Origin of the sequence: Clostridium ihumii AP5 (genome assembly GCF_000612845.1) — a bacterium.
GTDB classification, from domain to species: domain Bacteria; phylum Bacillota; class Clostridia; order Clostridiales; family Clostridiaceae; genus Clostridium_J; species Clostridium_J ihumii.
In genome coordinates this window covers 196,287-217,079 of sequence record NZ_CCAT010000045.1, presented here as the reverse complement: position 1 = coordinate 217,079, position 20,793 = coordinate 196,287, and the positions used below count along the sequence as shown (strand labels likewise).

The 20,793-nt window shown below is 24.4% G+C and carries 19 protein-coding genes; 14 read left to right on the top strand and 5 right to left on the bottom strand.

The genetic code is table 11. The features are described 5' to 3' along the window. The first annotated feature begins 140 nt into the window (after positions 1 to 140). The 4 genes from BN346_RS08865 (at position 141) to BN346_RS08850 (ending at position 3,565) form a co-directional block, all read left to right on the top strand. Positions 141 to 1,070: a DUF2156 domain-containing protein gene (locus BN346_RS08865; protein ID WP_242838412.1), complete on the top strand. Its 930-nt coding sequence runs from the start codon at positions 141 to 143 to the stop codon at positions 1,068 to 1,070. Between the two features lie 23 nt (positions 1,071 to 1,093). Continuing rightward, positions 1,094 to 1,639 carry a GNAT family N-acetyltransferase gene (locus BN346_RS08860; protein ID WP_040327963.1) on the top strand — a complete coding sequence of 182 codons (546 nt, stop codon included), beginning with the start codon at positions 1,094 to 1,096 and terminating at the stop codon, positions 1,637 to 1,639. Between the two features lie 117 nt (positions 1,640 to 1,756). Next, on the top strand, positions 1,757 to 2,089 hold the full coding sequence (locus tag BN346_RS20500) for a phage holin family protein (protein WP_051540215.1): 333 nt from the start codon (positions 1,757 to 1,759) through the stop codon (positions 2,087 to 2,089). 189 nt (positions 2,090 to 2,278) lie between these two features. Next, positions 2,279 to 3,565, top strand: coding sequence for an alpha-L-fucosidase (locus BN346_RS08850; protein WP_040327961.1), 1,287 nt, complete (start codon positions 2,279 to 2,281; stop codon positions 3,563 to 3,565). 50 nt (positions 3,566 to 3,615) lie between these two features. On the opposite strand, the gene BN346_RS08845 is transcribed toward BN346_RS08850, so the two are convergent. Both BN346_RS08845 and BN346_RS08840 read right to left on the bottom strand, forming a co-directional pair. Next, positions 3,616 to 4,071, bottom strand: a complete 456-nt coding sequence (locus BN346_RS08845) for a VOC family protein (protein WP_040327959.1) — start codon at positions 4,069 to 4,071, stop codon at positions 3,616 to 3,618. A 47-nt stretch (positions 4,072 to 4,118) separates the two neighbouring features. Continuing rightward, on the bottom strand, positions 4,119 to 5,165 hold the full coding sequence (locus BN346_RS08840) for a YdcF family protein (protein ID WP_040327957.1): 1,047 nt from the start codon (positions 5,163 to 5,165) through the stop codon (positions 4,119 to 4,121). Positions 5,166 to 5,442: 277 nt separating this feature from the next. On the opposite strand from BN346_RS08840, the gene BN346_RS08835 reads away from it, so the two are divergent. Next, a complete protein-coding gene (locus BN346_RS08835; protein WP_051540213.1) occupies positions 5,443 to 5,718 on the top strand; it encodes a hypothetical protein in 276 nt (91 codons plus the stop codon). Between the two features lie 73 nt (positions 5,719 to 5,791). Here the strand turns inward: BN346_RS08835 and BN346_RS08830 are convergent, their stop codons facing one another. Further along, on the bottom strand, positions 5,792 to 6,502 hold the full coding sequence (locus BN346_RS08830; protein WP_040327955.1) for a metallophosphoesterase family protein: 711 nt from the start codon (positions 6,500 to 6,502) through the stop codon (positions 5,792 to 5,794). Positions 6,503 to 7,175: 673 nt separating this feature from the next. Between BN346_RS08830 and BN346_RS08825 the strand changes: the two genes are divergently transcribed. The 7 genes from BN346_RS08825 to BN346_RS20495 all read left to right on the top strand — a co-directional run bounded on the left by BN346_RS08825 (position 7,176) and on the right by BN346_RS20495 (position 13,573). Next, complete coding sequence (locus tag BN346_RS08825; protein ID WP_040327953.1) at positions 7,176 to 7,397, top strand: YdbC family protein; 222 nt, start codon at positions 7,176 to 7,178, stop codon at positions 7,395 to 7,397. A 345-nt stretch (positions 7,398 to 7,742) separates the two neighbouring features. Continuing rightward, a complete protein-coding gene (locus BN346_RS08820) occupies positions 7,743 to 8,591 on the top strand; it encodes a GNAT family N-acetyltransferase (protein WP_040327952.1) in 849 nt (282 codons plus the stop codon). A gap of 22 nt (positions 8,592 to 8,613) precedes the next feature. Beyond that, positions 8,614 to 9,582: a GNAT family N-acetyltransferase gene (locus tag BN346_RS08815; RefSeq protein WP_040327951.1), complete on the top strand. Its 969-nt coding sequence runs from the start codon at positions 8,614 to 8,616 to the stop codon at positions 9,580 to 9,582. Positions 9,583 to 9,627: 45 nt separating this feature from the next. Continuing rightward, the gene (locus tag BN346_RS08810; RefSeq protein WP_051540211.1) at positions 9,628 to 10,389 is read left to right on the top strand and encodes a class I SAM-dependent methyltransferase; all 762 of its coding nucleotides are present in this window, start codon (positions 9,628 to 9,630) and stop codon (positions 10,387 to 10,389) included. Between the two features lie 157 nt (positions 10,390 to 10,546). Then, positions 10,547 to 11,104, top strand: a complete 558-nt coding sequence (locus tag BN346_RS08805; RefSeq protein WP_040327950.1) for a sigma-70 family RNA polymerase sigma factor — start codon at positions 10,547 to 10,549, stop codon at positions 11,102 to 11,104. A 2-nt stretch (positions 11,105 to 11,106) separates the two neighbouring features. Continuing rightward, entirely contained in the window at positions 11,107 to 12,144 is a 1,038-nt protein-coding gene (locus BN346_RS08800) for a DUF4179 domain-containing protein (RefSeq protein ID WP_040327949.1), read from the top strand. A gap of 25 nt (positions 12,145 to 12,169) precedes the next feature. Further along, positions 12,170 to 13,573, top strand: a complete 1,404-nt coding sequence (locus BN346_RS20495; RefSeq protein WP_051540209.1) for a VanZ family protein — start codon at positions 12,170 to 12,172, stop codon at positions 13,571 to 13,573. A gap of 51 nt (positions 13,574 to 13,624) precedes the next feature. On the opposite strand, the gene hflX is transcribed toward BN346_RS20495, so the two are convergent. Both hflX and BN346_RS08785 read right to left on the bottom strand, forming a co-directional pair. Then, on the bottom strand, positions 13,625 to 15,427 hold the full coding sequence (hflX, locus tag BN346_RS08790; protein WP_040327948.1) for a GTPase HflX: 1,803 nt from the start codon (positions 15,425 to 15,427) through the stop codon (positions 13,625 to 13,627). 505 nt (positions 15,428 to 15,932) lie between these two features. Continuing rightward, on the bottom strand, positions 15,933 to 16,922 hold the full coding sequence (locus BN346_RS08785; RefSeq protein WP_040327947.1) for an alpha/beta fold hydrolase: 990 nt from the start codon (positions 16,920 to 16,922) through the stop codon (positions 15,933 to 15,935). A 255-nt stretch (positions 16,923 to 17,177) separates the two neighbouring features. Here BN346_RS08785 and BN346_RS08780 point away from each other — a divergent pair, with 255 nt between their 5' ends. Next, positions 17,178 to 18,602 carry a phospholipase D-like domain-containing protein gene (locus BN346_RS08780; protein ID WP_040327945.1) on the top strand — a complete coding sequence of 475 codons (1,425 nt, stop codon included), beginning with the start codon at positions 17,178 to 17,180 and terminating at the stop codon, positions 18,600 to 18,602. 782 nt (positions 18,603 to 19,384) lie between these two features. After that, a complete protein-coding gene (locus BN346_RS08775; protein ID WP_051540207.1) occupies positions 19,385 to 20,407 on the top strand; it encodes a GH25 family lysozyme in 1,023 nt (340 codons plus the stop codon). Positions 20,408 to 20,793 lie beyond the last annotated feature (386 nt).

The following is a 20,793-nucleotide window of genomic DNA, read 5'->3' as shown; positions in this document are numbered from 1 at the left end:
AAAAAAAGTAAAAATAAATAATTTTCAATCTTATAAACAAAAATATAAAATATGTGTTAAAATAATTAATAAAGATTATTAATAAAGGTTAAATATTAATTAATTTGAATTATTAACCAAGATATGAAAATTATTTACAAATGTTTTTGCTTAATATGGGAAAGGTTGATGAGATGAATTTTAAAAAACTTGAATTAGAAGACAAGAGTTTATTTGAAAATTATATATATCCGTACAATTTTTTAAGTTGTGAGTATTCATTTACTACATTATATATATGGAAAGATGCATGTGATGTTCAATATACAATTTATATGGATGCATTGATAATTAAGAAAAAAGACTTTGAAGGTAACTATCATTTTATGCAGCCATTAGGTTATAAAGATGAAGACTTAGAAGTTATATTAGAGGAATTAAAGAATTATAAAGAAAATAACAATATGAAATATATATTTAAGGATTTAGATGAAGAGTTTGTAGAAAAAACAAAAGTAATCCTTACAAATCATGAAAAAGTTCAAATTGAAGAGGATAGAGATAACTTTGATTATTTATATGAATCAGAGAAACTTATAAGTCTTTCAGGAAAGAAACTTCATAAAAAGAAAAATCATTATAATGCTTTTGTAAAGAAATATGAGTATGAAGTTAAAGAAATAAATAGTAAAGAAATAATTGAAGATGTAATTGAAGTAGCTAATGAGTGGTTTAATAAAAATGAACATAAAGATGAAATACTCTATTATGAAAATTTAGGGATAAAAAATATTTTAAGAAATATTGAATTTCTAAATTTAAAGGGAATTGCTACTTATGTAGATAATAAAGTGGTTGGAGTTACTGTGGGTGAAAAATTAAATAATAATTTAGCTATTATACATATAGAAAAAGGTGATATAGACTATAGAGGGATCTATAGTTTTATAAATAGAACTTTCATTATGGATTATTTTAGTGATGTTAAGATAATTAATAGAGAACAAGACTTAGGTATCGAAGGGATGAGAAAAGCTAAAATGGCATATTATCCAGTAAAACTTGAAAAGAAGTTTATTTTAAATTGGTAATTTTAATATGAAAGGTTGATTTTATGAAAAATTTATTACAAGGAAAAAGAATAAAACTTACGGCTATAGAAAAGAAAGATATACCTAAATTTACAGAATGGTATAATGATACTAATTTTATGAGACATTATGATGTTATAAGTGCAGTTCCTAAAACAACAGAAGAAGTAGAAAAAATAGTTTATGAAGTTACAAATTCCAATGAACAGTATATTTTTGCTATAAGGGATATTGAAAGTGGTGAATTTATAGGAGTTACAGGATTTGAAAATATTCTTTGGAATAATGGTACAGCACTTATATACATAGGTATAGGAAATGAAAAGTATAGAGGAATGGGCATTGGCGAAGAGGCTATGCAGTTAGCCATTGAATTTGGATTTAGAGAATTTAATTTTTATAAAATATGGTTAACTGTGTTAGAATATAATTTTTCAGCAATTAAGTTGTATGAAAAAATAGGATTTGAAAGAGAAGGAGTAAATAGAGAATTTATATATAGAGATGGAAAAAGATATGATTTATATAATTATGGATTATTCAGGAGTAATTGGATTTTAAAAGCATAAACACATTAAAAAATAACTTTTGTAATTAACAGTATCGAATTGAATTGATGAAGAATATATTAATAATATGCTATAGCAATTAGATTTTAGTTATAGTTAATTACAGGAGTGATAATAATGGAACAAATAAAGATTATATTACAAAGGTTAAAAAATCCATCCGTTATAATGAGTATAGTATCACAAATTATTACTATATTAGTACTTTTAAATGTAAATGTGGACAAACAAGCAGTTACAGGAGTTGTAACTGCAATATGTACTATTTTAGTTTTATTAGGTATATTATCAAATCCTGATACTAATACTAAAGGATATGGTGATGATATGATACAATGTGATCATTGCAATAAACTTACTAAGCATGTGTTAGTTAACGGTAAAATGGTTTGTAGTGAATGTGGAAATGAAAACAGTAATAAAAGTGAAAATAATGATAATAAAATATAGATAGAAATCTAGTAGGGTGTAATATTATGCCCTACTTTATTTATATTGTTGTTTTTTTATTTGAAATTATAATAAATCTTTATATAAATTAACAATTATTTAATTTAATATATTTCTGATGTAATGAATAGTATTTATTGATAAAATTTAATAAGAGAGTCTGTAATTATGGGGAATGGGGGAAGTAGGATGGAAAATAATATTTATCTAGAGAGAGAAGAGAGAACATTGTGGTTTCAAGAAGCAAGGTTTGGTATGTTTATACATTGGGGATTGTATGCAATACCAGCTTTAGGAGAATGGATAAGGTCACAAAAGAATATAACAAATGAAGAGTATCAAAAGTACTTTAATGAATTCAATCCTAAAAATTATAATCCAAAGGAATATGCAAAGCTAGCTAAAAGAGCTGGAATGAAGTATGCAGTTATGACAGCAAAACATCATGATGGATTTTGTCTATTTGATTCAAAGTATACAACATATAAGTCTACCAATACTAAATGTAAAAGAGATTTAATTAAAGAATATGTAGAGGCTTTTAGAGAGGAAGGTATTAAAGTTGGACTTTACTATTCATTATTAGATTGGCATCATGAAGATTATCCAGCTTATGGTGACAGACATCATCCAATGAGAAATAATGAAGAATTTAAAAATAAGACACATAAAATTGAGAATTATGTAAAGTATTTTCATAACCAAGTCAGAGAATTGCTTACAAACTATGGGAAGATAGATATTATGTGGTTTGATTTTTCATATGATGATATGACTGGTGAAAGATGGCAAGCTACAAAGCTTATGAAAATGGTTAGAGATCTCCAACCACATATTATAGTAGACAATAGATTAGATGATAAGAAAAATATAAAAAAAGCAAATTTATCACCGTATACTGGAGACTTTGATTCACCAGAACAAATAATTCCCCCAAAAGGAGTTGTTGATGAAAATGGAAATAAAGTTCCTTGGGAGGCTTGTATAACTTTAAATAACAATTGGGGTTATTCAGCATTTGATAAAGATTTTAAAAGTACTAAACAAATAGTTAGGGCATTAGTAGAATGTGTGAGTAAAAATGGAAATTTAATTTTAAATGTTGGACCAGATGCAAATGGAGAAATTCCTAAAGAATCTTCAGATATATTAGAAGAAGTAGGTAATTGGATGAAGTATAATGGTGAAAGCATATATAAGTGCAAGGCTAGTATGTATGCAAAACCTGAATGGGGACGTTATACTCAAAATGAGAAAAATCTTTATTGTCATATATATGATAGAGGAATTGGTTATGTAAATTTAAATAACTTGAGAAATAAAGTTGAATTTGCAACATTGTTAAAAGATGGAAGCGAAATAGAGATTGATTTTCCTTGGATGGCAGAAGAGTTTGTTAAAGATGCTTTTTTAAATCTTAAAACTTCAAAGTTACCAGATGAAATAGATACAGTTATAAAACTTAAACTTATTTAAAAAAATATAGGGATAATTCATTTAAATAATGAAATTAATCCCTATGTTTTTTAATCTACACACTCCATAAGTTCAAGAATTATGCCATCTGGATCTTTAAAATAAACTGCTTTACTTTTTCCAAAACCTTGATTTGTAAAATCAAAGTATTGAGGAGTTGATAAAAATTCAACACCTCTAGATATTAAGTCCTCATAGACTTTATCAATATTTTTTACATAAAAACATAATTCAGATATTGATGTTTGTGTTAATGAATTTTTAAAAGTAGTTGTATCTGTAGAAGCAAATTGAATTAACTCAACGGGTGGAGTCATAATATGATTGCTACCATTAAGATAAGCAACTTTAACTGAGCAATTTTTTAATCCAAACAGAGCATCAGTAGATTCACCCTCCATAACCATTTGACCCTTAAATTTTAAACCTAAAGTATTTTGATAAAAGTCGATTGAACGATTTATATCAGATACAGTTAAGCCAACATGAGCGATATTTTTAATCATAAAAAACCTCCAACAATATAAGTTTTATAAAACTTATTAAATTCATTTTATAAATAAGGTGCAACAAAGAAATGTTGAACTAAGGCTGAAATTAAACTTAAAATAAAAATTGAAGAGACTACAATAATATGTCTTTTCTTATGCATTACCATAATAGCTATATATTCTCTAATTAAAGCATTAGGCAAAAAATAAAGTGCTGTTTTAGATCCAATTCCATTACTTTTTAACCCAGCCATTTTTGCATATAAAGCAGCTCTAAATAAATGAAAATTATTTGTAACAAAAATACTATTATATTTTTTACCTGTACTATTATCCATTATTTGCTTTGAAAACTTCATATTTTCAAAAGTGGTAGTTGATTTATCTTCTATCAATGTATTTTCGAAAGGAATTCCTTTATCAATAGCATATTTTTGCATAGCTAAAGCTTCTGAAATTTTCTCGTCACTTCCTTGTCCACCAGAGAATACAATCTTAGGTGGAGTTGTAATTTTACTTTGCTTGTTATAAAAGGCTATAGCTTTGTCAATACGACTGGCAAGAAGTGGTGGGACTCTATCACCTATTAGTCCACTACCTAAAACAATTATAAAATCTTGATTTAACTTCGGTTTATTAAATTGATAAATAAAAGATATCATTAAGAAATTAAATACATCTAGGAAATAGTAAATTGCTATAAAAGTAAAACTACTAAAGAAAATATTTACTTCAGGTGAAAATACATTCTTTGATAATACAAAAGTTAAAATTAGATATAAAACTAGTCCCATAGCTATAAAGAAGGTTAATAAATTAGAAAGTCTTTTACCTTCACGACTTATAAGAATTTTAGCATTTATAAACAATCCAACAATAAGAGCGTAAATTCCAAATGCAAAAATAAATAAAGCTAATAGTATAAAAATAAGAGTTATACCAATAAGAAATGGATTTCCAGTGGTAAATGCAATGTATACAGTTGATAACATAGCAGTAAATAAAAAAACATTAAACAAAAATCCATTTATAAGTTTTCGAGAGTCTATCATATATGAAGCAAAGAAAACTATGAATGTAAATATTGTTAATACTAATAAAAAGTACATTATAAACCTCCTAAAAATAATTTCAAATAATATTAATTTATCATAAAAGTACATAAATTATAATAGAAAAAAATAACTTATATAGTTATTTATAGTTAATATATTAGTTTTATTTACATATTTATTAAAAAAATTAATTTATTAACACAAATGTTACAAAATTTTATACAGAATTCGATAAAAATAAAAAAGTTTTGATATTAATATATAGCATATGATTAAAAAGATGGGGTGATAAAATGATTAAAGATTTTTTAAATAATGAATGGGATGTTAAATGTTAGAATTATCAAAGCTTATATATGAAACCAGAAATGCTATCAAGAAAATAGGAAAGAATGAGTATATAACTATAATTCAGGAGGAACAATCAGGTCATTTACATATATGGTTATTTCCTAGATGCCAGTGGATGAATGAAAAATTTGATGATTCATTAAGCTCAATTAGAGATATAATGGATTATGCAAGGAAAAATCTAAAAAATCAAGAACAAATTGAAAATATATTAAAAACAGTAGAAAAGATAAAAATAGAAATTAATAAGAAATAGTACTATATATTAAAATAATAGAAAGGGTATATAAAAATAGACTCTTTCTATTATTTTAAGAATTAAATTTCAATTATTCAACATAAAATTCTTTTAAATCATCTAATCTTAAACATGCCATTCGTCCATGGTCACAACAGTTACCAGTGTCTATACAAATTTTATTTTTATAAACTTCATCATACCAAATCTTATATGGAAGTTCAGAGGTTAGCTTGAGTCTACGATTTAAAGATGGTCTTGGGGTATGTCCAAAAATTATAGTGTAGTTATTATAATTTTTAAGACCTTCTGACTTTAAAAATTCATCACGTATCCACAATAATTCATGAGCTTGAGCATATAAAGCATTTTCAAAATCCATAAATTCAATATCTAATTTTAAAAGAGAAATATCAATCCCTGCATGAACTAATAAAAATTTATTATTAATAATTTTAAAGTATTCAAGTGAGTTCAAATAATCTAGAATTTTATTCTGTTCTAATTTATTTAATTTATAAAAATCCTCTTTAGTTTTATCATTTCCATTAATATCCCAATGATTCATTTCATATTTATCATTTAAATTTAAAGCATCAAGCATCATGCGTTCATGATTACCCATTAAAGATATTATATTATTATGATTCATTACATATTTAATAACGCCAATAGAATCATTTCCTCTATCTATCATATCACCTAAAATATATAATGTATCAGAAATTTTAAGATTAATAACTTCCACTAATTTTTTTAATCTATCAAGCCTTCCATGAATATCGCTAACTACATAAATCATGTTATCACCACATTTCTATAGAATAATTGGTATAATTTTATATTATTTTAAATGATTTGTCACTTTATTCAAATAAATAGATTTAAATATAGGGTTCCAAGTTCATCATCATAATTATTAGTTCCAAAACTTGGATACCCTTAAGATTGAGACTAGCTCGGAATCATTTTATAGTAAGTATTTCTTTTGAAAGCAATATATTTACAGCTAAAAGAATAGTTTTGAATTCGAGCTTGTTTCCCTATATATATATAGCTTTCCAAGTTGAAAGATGAAATTATTCTTATTCTAATTGAGAAAGAACAAATTAAAGTGTTATATAAAAATTAACAATGAAAGATAAAACTGAAGTCTCAGTTTTTGAAATCAAATTTTACAATAATTTTTAAAGCAAATAATTTAAATATCATATAAAAACTAGTTTTTATGTGTTTATATTTTTAGATATTAGGAACAAAGAGAGTAATATCTACCATAACCTTTCACTCTTAGTTCTTAATTGGTTCCAAATATAAAAATAGGAATAACATGTAATTTTAGTAGTATCATTTGATAAAAAGATTACTTTAAATTTGAACACTATATAATTTACAAGAAAAAGTATTATAATTATGTTATTAGGATAGAATTTAAACTAATAAATAAGTAAGATTCTAAGAAGAGGTGGAGTAAAATGGCAGATATAAAATTTGAAATTGAAAAAGAAATTGGCAATATTTCTGAATCATCAAAAGGATGGACAAAGGAATTAAATTTAATAAGTTGGAATGGTAAAGAAGCTAAATATGATTTAAGAGATTGGGCACCAGAACATGAAAAAATGGGTAAGGGTATTACCTTGTCTCTTGAAGAATTAAAAAAACTTAAAGAAATACTTAATAGTATGGATATATAGAAAAGTCTTAAGTTAAAATAATTTTATGAACAAGAAAAAGCATCTATAGTATAAGTTGAAATCTATAGGTGTTTTATTTTTGTATAAGAATTTGAATTTTAAAAAATGGAAATTAGTCTAAGACTAAATAGAAATTAATTTTTAAATATTAAGAATAAATCTAGTATACATATAGGATAGAATTTATTCTTGAACAATTGATGGTAAACTTAAGAAATAATTTAATTTTATATAATAAAGTTTGTGTTTGCAAATTAAATAATAAGAAAATTTTGAAAATTTTACGGATTGTGATACAATTAAAAAGTAAATTTACAAATTATAACATATATAAGAGAGGGGAAAATGAAGAAAGTAGAAGTATTAAATTTAATAGAAAAGATTTCACCACATGCTAAGTTATATGTGAAAAATGAGTTTGAAAAAGAAAGTGTACAAGTTATATATGCTAGTCCTAATAATAATGGGGTATTTATATGTGTTGATAATGATGATTGTTGTATTTTTTATACAATATTTATTAATGAAAGTGGTGTAAAAAAAAGTTTACAAATAATAGAATGTACAATTAATGAATATATATCTAAGGGGCTATCAAAAGAAGTATGTTTTAATGTTTATGGTGAAAATATTGAAATTATTAAATTAGTAAGAAATTTAGGGTTCAAATTAGATATGGAAGGATATCATCTTGAATATCAAAACAAAAAAATATTAAATTTAGAAGAATGTGAATTAATTGAGAAAAAATTTGAAGAGAATATGGTAGATTCATTTATTAAGCTATTTGATAGTGCATATTATAAGCTTAATTTAGAAAATAATTGGGAGTTAAATAATCATCTTAAAAATAAAGAATACTTTGAGAGAAAACTTATTGAATTAAGCAAGTTAAATGCAGTAAGTTCATTTTGGTTAAATAATGAATTAGTTGGTGCATATATTTTTGAAGATGATTATATTACAGATATAGTTGTAGAGCCTTTATTTCAAAATAAAGGTTATGGAAGTTATATATTAAAAAAATGCATTGAAAATATGATAGAAAACAACTCTATTAAAAATATAAGACTTAGAGTTGCAAAATCTAATGTTGGTGCAAAAAAGTTATATGAACTAAATGGATTTAATGAGATTGCATATTTTTCAGAACACACATATGAAAATTACCAAGGAAATAGTTTAAAGCCTTGATTTTATAAGGAGAAAATACAAAATGATTAAAGATATAAAAGTATGTAAAATGATAGAAAAAGATGTTAATGAAGCAAAGGAAATTTGGATGAATCAGTATAATTTATATTGTAATAATATTAAATTTCCTTCATATTGGAAAGAAAAAAGTGAGTTATTAGAAAATTTTTTGAACTGGAAAATAAAAAATGAAAATGCTATTGTAGCAAAATTAAATGATAAAGTAATAGGATTTTTAGCTTATGATGAATTTCCATTCAATGGAGAGAAGTCTACATTTTGTCCTGCGATAGCACATTCAGCAGTTGAAGAATACAAGGAAAGTGTATATTTAGAAATGTATAAAAATGTTTCTCAAAAATGGGTAAATAGAAATATTTTCAATCATATGTGGACAATATTTTATAATGATGAAAAACTTAAAAATATTTTATTTGATTTAGGATATGGATCATATTTAATAGATGCATTTAATGATGTAAATATAAGTAATATTATTTATGAAAAATCAGGATATAAAATAAAAAAGGCAACTATTGAAGATGTAGATATATTATATGATCTTGTGGAAGAATCAAATAGATATTATGCTTCTGCTCCATTATTTTTAAAAAGAGATGAATTAAATAAAAATGAAATTGAAGAAATAATAGTAAAAAATAATGTTCTTATCGTATGGGATAAAGAAATAGCAATAGGATTTGTAAATTTAACTATAGCAGATGAAAATAATTTTATAGATATGTCTATTATAAATTGTGCACTAATAGATGAGATAGGCATTTATATAAAATTGGAATATAGAAATAAAAAAATAGGAATTGAACTTTTAAGGGAAATAATTAATTATTGTAAAGAACATAAAGTGGAATATATTCATGTTGATTTTGAAACTGCAAATTTATATGGAAATAAGTTTTGGAGAAAGTATTTTACTCCAATGTTGCTATCCATGAGAAGAACAATTAATAAAGATATAAATGATATTTAAAAAAGTAGCTTAATTTCAAATATATATAAAGTGAGGAAAAATTTTATGTACAAAGATAAATGCAATTCAAAAAACAGATTTAGTGGTATGGCTGAAAATTATAATAGATTTAGACCAACATATTCAAGTGATACTATAAGATTTTTAAATGATGCTATTGATTTTAATGAAAACTTAGTTTTAGCAGATATAGGTGCTGGTACAGGAATTTCAAGTAAAATGTTTTTAGAAAATGGAAATGAAGTATATGCAGTTGAACCAAATGAAGATATGCGAATAGTATTGGAAAGAGTACTTAGTAAATATGAAAAGTTTCATTCAGTTGAAGGATCTTCAGAAGTTACCAATTTACAGTCTGAATCTATTGATGTTGTTATATCAGCACAGTCACTCCATTGGTTTAATCCTAAACTTGCCACAAAAGAGTTTTCAAGAATTCTTAAGTCTAATGGAATGATTGTAGTGCTATACAATATTAGAAGAAATAACTTAGAAGGATTTATGAGTGAATATTCTGATCTTATTAGTAAATATGGTGAAAAATATATTAATAAATCAGATGATAATTTAATATCAAAGTTTTTTGGAGAAAGAAAGGTTTATGAAAAAATATTATATAATCCTCAAGTAGTTAATTTTGAAGAATTAAAAGGAAATTTAACATCATACTCATATGTACCAAAAGAAAATAATCCTAAGTTTAAAAATATGATAGAAGAGCTGAAAAATATATATGATAAATATAATAAGGATGGAAAAATCACTTTGGAATATGATACATACGTAAGTTGTTGCAAAATTAAATAAAAAAAATAATAAATTATAAAAACTAGGCATTTAAAAAATTAAGTGTCTAGTTTTTTTATTTAATAATTTAATATTTTTAAGTTCATATTGATAGATATTACATATTTGGATACGAAGTATTATATAGATAGAGATTATATAGATAAGGAAGGCAAAAATGAAAATAAATGAAAATAACTTTATAGATGAATTAAAGAAAAAGAATGACAAAGCAATAGATTATATTTTAGATAGTTATGGTTGGATAATAAAGACAATAGTTAAGAAATACTTATATAATTTTGAAAATATTAAGGATGAATGTATAAACGATATACTTATGGCTGTTTGGACTAATATAGAAAGTTTTGATGATTCAAAAGGAGATTTCAAGAATTGGCTAGGTGGAGTTTCAAAATATAAAGCAATTGATTGTAAGAGAAAATATGGAAGATGTTTGGAGTATGAAAACATTGATGATATGGAAATAGCAACAAGTAATAATGAATATGAAAAATTTATAGAAAATGAATTAGATGAGGATATAGATGAACTTTTAAATTGTCTTAAAAAAGAAGATAGAGAGCTTTTTTTAAAACTATATGTAGAAGAAAAAGAGATTAATGATATAAGTAGTGAAATGGGCATAAAGCGAGAAGCTGTTTATAATAGAGTTTCTAGAGGAAAAAAGAAATTAAAAAAATATATGAAGTTTATAAATTTTAGAGGAGTATAGAAATGAGTAAAAGTATTTATGAAATGTTTAATGATAGCAATATAGATTTAAACTTTGAAGAAGTAGAAACATTTAATGACATTGAAAAGCAAAACATAAAAAGAACTTTTAAAAAGAAGGTTAAAAATAATAAAAGCAATAAAAAATTTAAAATAGCGATGGTTATGGGGCTTCTGATAGTTACAGGTTTGTTTGGAACTAATATGGGAAAAACAGTATTAGCTGAAATAAATATAGTAAGTGTAGATATAGCTAATAAATTGGGAATAAATAAAAATTTAGACGAGTATAAAACTGTAATAGATAAGAGTATTACTAAAAATGGTATAACAATTAAATTAAATGAAGTGATTTTAAACGAAAATGAATTAATAGTTTCTACAACATTAAAATCACATGATAAAAAAATGGATGAATCTGATATGCACTCATTTGCTGAGCTTTATATAAATGGAAAAGAAATAAAAAGTACAGCTAGTGGAAGTGGCAAAAGGGTAGATGATTATACCATGGAAGAAGTAATAAGTTATAGGTTAGATGATGATTCTATAAGTGGAGATATAGATGTAAAAATAAAATATAAAAATGTATTATTAAAAGGTAATGAAGTAAGTGGTCCATGGATTTTTGAATTTAAAACTAATGGTGATGAGTTAGCCATAGATACAAATAAGATAAAGCTTGCATATAAATTTAAACTTGATGATATGTCACAAGTAAATTTAAAAGAGTATACAAGCAATAATATAGGAGAAAAAATATATTATACAAAAACAAAATCAAAAAATAATGTAAATTATGATTTAATACTTAAAGGAACTGATGATTTAGGTAATAAAATAGAGTTTTATATGTCTAGTGAGGTAGATGGAGAAGGTATATTCAAGAGAGATAGTTTACAAGAGCCTTTATCTAAAGATGCTAAAATTTTAACTCTTACACCATACGCATCAGAATTTCCTAAAAAAGGTGGAAAACTAGATAGTAATTTTGTGAAAGTAGGAGAAACATTTGTAATTGATTTAATTAATAAAAAATAGAAGTATGTATTTAGGGGGAAAGTCCATGAATTATATTATGGAAGTAATGCCGATATTTCCAATAGTATTTGCAATTACTTTAATTATTTATTTTATAATATGTAAATTAATAAAAAATAAGAGAAAAAAGCCATCAAAATATAAGAGTGTTGCTGAGTTCACACTTGTTGGGTGGAGTGTAATGTTCTTATATGTTACACAAATTATGACCTTTGGAAATGGATTAGGTGAAAGGATAAACTTACAACCATTACAGCCTTTTTATATAGGTGCAAAATATGGATTGAATAACGCAGGTTTGATTAGTCAAATATTGCTTAATATAGCAATGTGTATACCACTTGGAATTTTAATTCCTATTGTTTTTAAAAAATGTAGCAATTTTATAAAAGTATTTATAGTATCCTTTGGTATTACATTTGTTACTGAGCTAAGTCAACTTTTAACAGAGAGAAGTGCCGATATTGATGATATTATAGCAAATACATTAGGTGGAGTTTTAGGATTTTCTATATATGTTATTTGTTATGGAATTTACTACTTAATTAAAGAAAAAAAGCATGGAAAGGTTATAGGAATAAAAAAATATTCAATAAAATTAATTGGAGCTTTTATAGTTATAGTTTTAACTATAAGTCCATTTGTAATTATAAAAATTATAAATGTTAAGAGTGAATTAGGTTATGTATATTATGGGCATTTAAAACCTAAAAAAGTAGAAGTTAGTGATAATATTAGTAATGAAGAAAGTACAGGAATTGTATATAAGTATGAAAAGAAAGAATCTATTGAGGATTTGAAAAGTAGACTTATAAGTTTAACAGGATTTTCAGGAGAGTTTTATAATGAAAATGATACTTATGTTTTAAAAAATGGAGAGAGTAAGAGAATATTTATTTATGACTATAATAGATGGAGCGTAGACTATAATTATGGTGAAGAATTAGAAGTTAATAAATCAAAATTACTAAAAGGTGATGATGCAGTTAAATTGGCTATAGAGCATCTTGAAAAGTTTGGAATAAAAAAAGAAAATGTAAAATTCAAAGAAATTTCAAATGAATATGGAGATGATAATTTACATTTAATTTTTACAGATAGAAAAAACAATGAAAATGAAATAGTTTGGGGAGATTTAGCTGTAGCACTTAGTGAGAATGGCAGACTTTTAAGTATTGATGACAATAGAGTAAATTTTAAGAAATATAAGGACGTGGAAACTATTTCACCTAGAAAATCAATTGATATTGCATGTGATGTTGGTGTTGGTGATTGGAATGGAACAGCATATGTATCAGAAATAAATGCATCATATTATTTTAATAAGGATACAGGATTTTTAATTCCTACTTGGAAGATAGAATCCACCTTAAAAGCAGAAAGTAACAATGAATATGAATGGAAACCAAATATTGATGCAACTAAATAAAATATTAGAGGACTACTTAACTTAAGTAGTCCTCATTATTTTATTGGATTTCTAAATTTCAAAATTACTACATTTTTTATAAATTTCTTCATTAAGAAGTGTTTTTATATAAGTTCCATCTTCGGTGAATTCTTCTTTAATAATATTAGAATATTTATGAAGAATAGGAATTAAATGCTGACTGTCATATGGAATGACAAATTCCTTTTCACTCATATTAATAGGAATTTCCTCACCTATAATGTCTAGTAATTTATCTAAATTTATATTGTTTAATGCACTAACTTCAATTAATTTTTTATCCTTTAGAGCTTCTTTTAATGTATTTAAGTTTTCAGTAGAAACATTATCAATTTTATTTAGTACAAGTATAGTATTTTTATCTTTAGCACCAAGCTCATCGAGTACAGTGTTAACAGAATTAATTTGAGATAAAACATTTTTATTTGATGCATCAACTACGTGTAAAAGTAAATCAGCATCTACAACTTCTTCTAATGTAGATTTAAAGGCTTCAACAAGTTCATGAGGAAGTTTATTTATAAATCCTACAGTATCAGAAATTGTAATTTTTCTACTGTCATTTAAAGTTATAGCTCTTATTGTAGTATCTAATGTGGCAAATAGCATATCTGCTTCAAAAACATCTTTTTTGCTTATAGTATTAGATGCTGATGCCTTACAAAGCTGATTTCTAAGTGTTGATTTTCCTGCATTAGTATATCCAACGATAGCTACACTACTTATATTATTTTTAACACGTTTAACTTTTTGAACACCTCTAGTGTCAACTATTTTAGAAAGTTCATTTTTTATGTCTTCTATTCGTTGTTCAATATGACGTTTATCAGATTCAAGTTTCTTCTCGCCAGGACCTCTTGAACCAATACCTCCTTTAACACCAACACCACCTTTTATTTTATCAAGATTAGCATTTGAATTCCTTAATCTAGGAAGTTTATGATTAAGCATTGCAAGTTCTACTTGAAGCATGCTTTCTTTAGTTTTTGCACGTTTAGCAAATATATCTAATATTAAATTTGTTCTATCAATAACTTTGCAATTTAAAACATTTTCTAAGTTTCTAACTTGAGAACCAGAAAGTTCATCATCAAAAATTATTAAATTTGCATTTTTTACTTGTTTAATAGTTAGTATTTCATTAAGTTTACCTTCACCTATATAATAAGTTGGATTTATAGTACTCCTTTTTTGAAATATTTTTTCTAAAGGCACAATATTACAAGCTAAAGAAAGATTATATAGTTCTTTAAGACTTTCTAAAGTGTCAGTACCTATTAAAAGAGCTCTTTCTTTAGTGTTATCTGTAAGATTTAAAGATAATATATTTTTTTCAATATAAGAAACTTTTTCTAAAAAATTTAAGTCAAGAACTTCTTCTAATGTTTGTGTTTCTATAATTTTAGATGTTAAAATATTATCGCATATATCACAAAAAGCCATATTTATTTTACAATCATTAATATTATCATTAGTTACTACAGATAAGAAAGCATCTAATTTTAGTGATAATAATAAAGAAGTATCTATTGAAGAAGTTTTATTATTCATAGGTAAATGAGTATGAATAACTCTAAAACCACTTAATTTATTGGCTGAAATTTCAGTAATGTTTATTTTTACTGTATTAATATTGCCTATTGAAATATTGGTTATATTTCCACGTCTATCAATTACCACATTAAGTTCTTTTTTTAGTAAGTTACTAATAGTATTTAATTCACTTATCAATTCATAAGAAGCAATACAGTTTTTATCTATTTTTAATTCAAATAATTTTTCAAGCCTTTCAAGTATAAATTTTTTTACTCCATCTATATTTCCAGTTATCATATAAAATCCTCCGTTTCAAAATAAAAGTTTAAGAAATTAGTATATTTATAAAATTTTTAAGCTCATTCTAATGATCCTCCTACATTTTATAAAAAATAAAAGCCGCAAAACCATATTGCAATAAAGCAATACACTTTGCGGCTAAAATATTAGCTATTTAAAATGTTAATAATTTAATTAAATTTATAGAGTAAGTTTATATGAAATAAAAATAAACTTAATTATAAATTTAATTTCTAAAATTAAAAACCGCAGGTGCTAAGCCTACGGTCAAAATTCACAAATTTAATAAACTAAATATTATTATGTTTAATTTATAATATTAGCTTTTGACGGTAGACTAAATATTTTATTATTTGAATAGTTTTTAATTCTATTATTATTAATTAACATTATTAAGTCTCCTTTCAAAACTAATATATTTTTTATACATTTGATAAATTTATTATATCATATAAGAAAACAAAAAGTAAAAATATTCCATGAAAATATTAAGAATATTTTGTTAACTAATATTATAAATTTCATCTAAAAATTTTTTGCTTTCATTTGCAATGATTTCAGGTGTATATAAATATATTGAATGTTTGCCAGGAGAAGTAATTAGTTTACTATGTTCAAATTTTGATAAATAATTTTTATAATAGTCTACACGGCTACTTATCAAATTAGATTTTTCTATTCGTTCTTTTTCAGTTAATGGAACAGCAAGAAAAATACATATAGGAGTTTTAGTTGGTAATTTTAAGTTAAGTGATTTTTTAGAGTTTGATATTGCTGAACTAAATTCATTGACAACGTTATTAGAAAGCAAATTTTTATATGTTAAAGCTTTATATATTTTTTTATCATTATCAGATATCAAATTTGAATTTAGAACATTGCAATCAAAAGTAATAGATGGAACCAATCTATGAACACCGAGTTTTACAAGTAATGATTGTAATTTTATTAATAATATTTCTGAAGATTTAATACCTTGAGAAACATATGCTTCAGGAAAACCAATGTCAAGTCCAATTATTCCTTTAATTTCTTTAGGATACTTTTGTGCCCAGTAAATTGCCTCAATACCAGATATTGAATGAGGAAATAACACATAAGGTGGTTTTTCACCTGCTAAATTTAATGCATTCCTAGTTTCATATATAATTGTATCAAGATTTCTTGGATCACTTGATGTGGCACTAAAGCCATAGCCTAATTTATCAACAAGTGCGATTCTATAATCATTAGATAAATTTTTATAAAGAGGTTTCATATCTATTATAGATGCGGTATTGCCTAAACCAGACATAAAAACACATGTAAGATTGCCTTCACCCTCAGCATAAACATGAATAGTTTTCTTGTTTATTTTTACTAATTTGCCAATAGGTTGTAATATAGTTGATTCTTTTTTTAGTTGTATTTTATTGTTTATATAACATAGGAAAATAACAGAAAGTAAGAGAATAAAAGAATTAACAACAATTTTTTTGAAATATTTTTTCATGAAATTCACCATCCTTAAATAATAAGTAAATTAATTTTAACATTCTAAAATTAAGGGGAATTTTAGAAAAGATTAAGAATTTATTAAATTAAAGGGAAGTTGAAAATTTATATTATATGAAATTATTAAATTTATAATAATTAGTACATATAAAGTAAACTTAAATATTAATTAGCATATATTATGGTAAATAATAACTTATATAAAGATTTAAGTTAGTGATTAGAGCATAGTTAAATTGAGGTGAATATTTATATGATTAAACATTCAATTAAATGGATATTACTTATGATATTATGTTATTTTCTTGTATTTGGAGTATTAATTTTTGATTTTAGCAAAGAAGTTAGTGAAGAATATAAAAATACTTATAATGTAGAAAGATTTTATTCAAATAATGTTGGACCAGATAGAGCATTAGTAGTAGATTCACCTAAAGATGCAGCATTAACAAGAATAAATGTAATAGCAAACACAAATGAAACTTTAGATATAGCGTATTATGCTATAGAAAATGATGGGTCAACAGAAGCATTTATAGGTCTTATATTAGATGCCGCAGATAGAGGAGTACATATAAGAATATTATTAGATGGAATGACAACAACGATAAAATATAAAAATGATGCAAGTATATATGCACTTTGTAATCATCCTAATATTGAAGTTAAAAAGTATGAACCACTGAAAATATTTATGCCTTGGCGTATAAATAATAGACTACATGAAAAATATATTATTTCAGATAATGAAATTGTTATACTTGGAGGAAGAAATATAGGGGATAGGTTTTGGGGACCTGAAAATTATGATGGAGAAATTACCTATGATAGAGATGTACTTGTTTATAATAGTGATAAAACAAGTAAAGATAGTGTATTGCCTCAGGTTTCACAATATTTTAATGACAATTTTAATGGAAACTATAGTAAACCGTATGTAAAATGGTTATCAAAGAAGCAAGTAAATGATGGGCAACATAGAAACATTGAATTAAAAGAAAATATAGCTTTTATAAAAAGAAAATATGGAAAATATTTTGAGTCAAATATAAATTGGAAAGAGATTACATGTGAAACTAATAAAATAACACTTATTCATAATCCTGTTAATAGATTTAAAAAGGAACCTTGGATATTGTATGAAGTAAAAGAACTTATAAAAAATGCAAAAAATAAGGTTTTTATACAAAGCCCATATATTGTTTTGGGAGATAAAAGTATGCAGGATATATTTAATAACAAAAATAATGTAAGGATAGATGTATTAACTAATTCAGAAGCATCAACACCTAATTTACCAGCATATGGAGGATACTTAAACTATAGAGATAAAATTGTAAAATCAGGTGCTAATATTTACGAATATCATGGAGAATATTCCATTCATGCAAAGACATATATGATAGATGATGATATAAGTTTAATAGGTTCATTTAATTTAGACCCAAGAAGTGCATATTTAAGTACAGAAACAATGTTAGTCATAAATAGTAAAGAATTAAATAATGAATTAAGAAAAGTAGTAAATAAATATATGGATAAAAGTTTAATTGTAGGTAAAAAGGGAAAATATGAAGTGTCACAGAAAAGTATAGATAAGAGAGAAATAGGAAAATTAAAAAAAGTAGCATTAGAATTTACATCACTTTATGCTAAATTTTTTGAATTCTTATTATAAATTTACTTTATTAAAGATAATAAATCCCTTTAAAATAGATTATGTTATTTTAGAGGGATTATATGAATTTGTAATCTATACTAATTTTTATTATAATTAAGAATTTTCTTTAAATTAAGGAAGAGGAGAAACAATAAAATTATACATATAAATATACATATTATGCCATCATAATGCATTATAAAATTTATATCCGCTCTAGTTGAGTCTTTAATATAAATAATTTCTAGAAATAAAAGTCCAAGTAAGTAATAAGTAACAAATTTGTTGCTTGTAGTTCTATTTATATATAGTATCTGACAAAATGAAAATACTAATAAAATTATTAAACGAAAAATAAAGTTTGAAAAACTCAATGATATAGGGTAAATGATTTCTATACGCATATTTAGTAACACTATTAGTATAGTTATTATAAATAAAAAGAGATTTAAAATAAAATTTTTATAAAAATTCATGACAAAATCCTTTCTATACTGTAATGAAGTCATATTACAACAAAATTACATTAAATTCAATTTATTTAAAATGTTTAAACAAATATTAAGAACATTATTAAAAACGTAATCATATTGAATTTAAAACTTTTATATTTAGTACATTTTTACAAGATTATTATAAAATTTATATTTGAAAAAGTTATATTGTAAATATATGTGAGTCACTAATTTGTATTAAATAATATAATAAAGTGTAGTAAAAATAATAATATATTAAAATGCACTTTAGATAATAAAGATTTATATAAAATTATTAAAATGTAATTTAAGGAGGAAGAAGATATGCAAAGTAGAAGTTCCTCAAATTACCAAGGCATAGATATTTCTAATTGGCAAGGAAATGTAGATTTTAGTCAAGTGAAAAATTCAGGAATAAAAATAGTTTATATGAAAGCTAGTGAAGGTATAAACTATAAAGATACTTCTCTAGAACAAAATTATAGTAATGCTAAGGGACAAGGATTAAAAGTTGGATTCTATCACTTTTTTAGAGGAGATGCTATAGGTGAGGCTCGATGGTTTGTAGAATGCATTAAAAATAAAGTTTCAGATTGTTTATTAGCATTAGATATAGAATCGGATTGTGGGATGGATGCAAGTACACTAACTAGTGCATGTATAACATTTTTAGAAGAAGTAAAAAGATTAACAGGAAAAAATGTTGTAGTATACACTTACACATCTTTTGCAAATGGAGCTTTAGATTCAAGACTTTCAAAATATCCAGTTTGGATAGCTCATTATGGTGTTAATACTCCAGGAGATAATCCTATTTGGTCATCATGGGTAGGATTTCAATATAGTGATCAAGGACAAGTTTCAGGTGTAAGCGGAAATTGTGATCTTGATGAATTTACTAATGGAATTTTTAATGGTGAGGTAACTCTTGAAAAAAATGAAGGAATTGTTACAGCTAATGTATTAAATGTTCGAAATAAACCAGATGGAGAGATAATAGGAACATTAACCGATGGACAAGTTATAAAAATAGATAAAAAAGTAGATAATTGGTATTCAATTTATTTTGGAAACAGTGGGGGATATGTAAGTTCAAATTATATAAAAACAGAGTTTGGAAAGGATAATAGTAGAAAGGAGTCAGTGGATATGAAAACAATAGTACTTTATGTTGGTGATATGGATGCAAATGCAGCTATATATGTAGCACAAAAAAATCAATGTCCTATGATGAAAAAAAGCGATTTTGAATCTAGTGGATTAAAAGCGGATAAAATAATAACTATAGGTGGAAAACCTGGTTCAGATAGATATACAAGTTTAAAAGATGCAGCTAGTTTAGTTTAGAATTTTAAATAAAAACTTTAAAAACTCTTAATAGTTTAATGCTACTAAGAGTTTTTTGACGTATATCATTAGTGAATAAATAGCAATACAAAACAAAGAAAATTTTGAAAAATATAGCAATATATATTATAATGTTAGAGATTAGAAAACTAAGGGAGATATTTACATGGGAGATATTATAACAATATTAGGTTTAGTTTTAGCAATATTTTTTATAATGGTATGAAAAAGTAGAGGTAAAAAAGCATATAAATACATAGGTATAGGGATAATTTTATTATGCTTAGTGTATATAATTCCTAGTTTTGCAAGAGGATTTGTTAAAGGATATATGGAAAGTGGAATATAAATAAATTATAAAAGGACTAAATAGAAAAATTTAGTCC

Excerpts from the sequence above, each read along its gene's own strand:
- BN346_RS08865 (WP_242838412.1), top strand. The coding sequence starts at position 141 with ATGTTTTTGCTTAATATGGGAAAGGTTGATGAGATGAATTTTAAAAAA.
- BN346_RS08860 (WP_040327963.1), top strand. The coding sequence starts at position 1,094 with ATGAAAAATTTATTACAAGGAAAAAGAATAAAACTTACGGCTATAGAA.
- BN346_RS20500 (WP_051540215.1), top strand. The coding sequence starts at position 1,757 with ATGGAACAAATAAAGATTATATTACAAAGGTTAAAAAATCCATCCGTT.
- BN346_RS08850 (WP_040327961.1), top strand. The coding sequence starts at position 2,279 with ATGGAAAATAATATTTATCTAGAGAGAGAAGAGAGAACATTGTGGTTT.
- BN346_RS08845 (WP_040327959.1), bottom strand. The coding sequence starts at position 4,071 with ATGATTAAAAATATCGCTCATGTTGGCTTAACTGTATCTGATATAAAT.
- BN346_RS08840 (WP_040327957.1), bottom strand. The coding sequence starts at position 5,165 with ATGTACTTTTTATTAGTATTAACAATATTTACATTCATAGTTTTCTTT.
- BN346_RS08835 (WP_051540213.1), top strand. The coding sequence starts at position 5,443 with ATGTTAGAATTATCAAAGCTTATATATGAAACCAGAAATGCTATCAAG.
- BN346_RS08830 (WP_040327955.1), bottom strand. The coding sequence starts at position 6,502 with ATGATTTATGTAGTTAGCGATATTCATGGAAGGCTTGATAGATTAAAA.
- BN346_RS08825 (WP_040327953.1), top strand. The coding sequence starts at position 7,176 with ATGGCAGATATAAAATTTGAAATTGAAAAAGAAATTGGCAATATTTCT.
- BN346_RS08820 (WP_040327952.1), top strand. The coding sequence starts at position 7,743 with ATGAAGAAAGTAGAAGTATTAAATTTAATAGAAAAGATTTCACCACAT.
- BN346_RS08815 (WP_040327951.1), top strand. The coding sequence starts at position 8,614 with ATGATTAAAGATATAAAAGTATGTAAAATGATAGAAAAAGATGTTAAT.
- BN346_RS08810 (WP_051540211.1), top strand. The coding sequence starts at position 9,628 with ATGTACAAAGATAAATGCAATTCAAAAAACAGATTTAGTGGTATGGCT.
- BN346_RS08805 (WP_040327950.1), top strand. The coding sequence starts at position 10,547 with ATGAAAATAAATGAAAATAACTTTATAGATGAATTAAAGAAAAAGAAT.
- BN346_RS08800 (WP_040327949.1), top strand. The coding sequence starts at position 11,107 with ATGAGTAAAAGTATTTATGAAATGTTTAATGATAGCAATATAGATTTA.
- BN346_RS20495 (WP_051540209.1), top strand. The coding sequence starts at position 12,170 with ATGAATTATATTATGGAAGTAATGCCGATATTTCCAATAGTATTTGCA.
- hflX (WP_040327948.1), bottom strand. The coding sequence starts at position 15,427 with ATGATAACTGGAAATATAGATGGAGTAAAAAAATTTATACTTGAAAGG.
- BN346_RS08785 (WP_040327947.1), bottom strand. The coding sequence starts at position 16,922 with ATGAAAAAATATTTCAAAAAAATTGTTGTTAATTCTTTTATTCTCTTA.
- BN346_RS08780 (WP_040327945.1), top strand. The coding sequence starts at position 17,178 with ATGATTAAACATTCAATTAAATGGATATTACTTATGATATTATGTTAT.
- BN346_RS08775 (WP_051540207.1), top strand. The coding sequence starts at position 19,385 with ATGCAAAGTAGAAGTTCCTCAAATTACCAAGGCATAGATATTTCTAAT.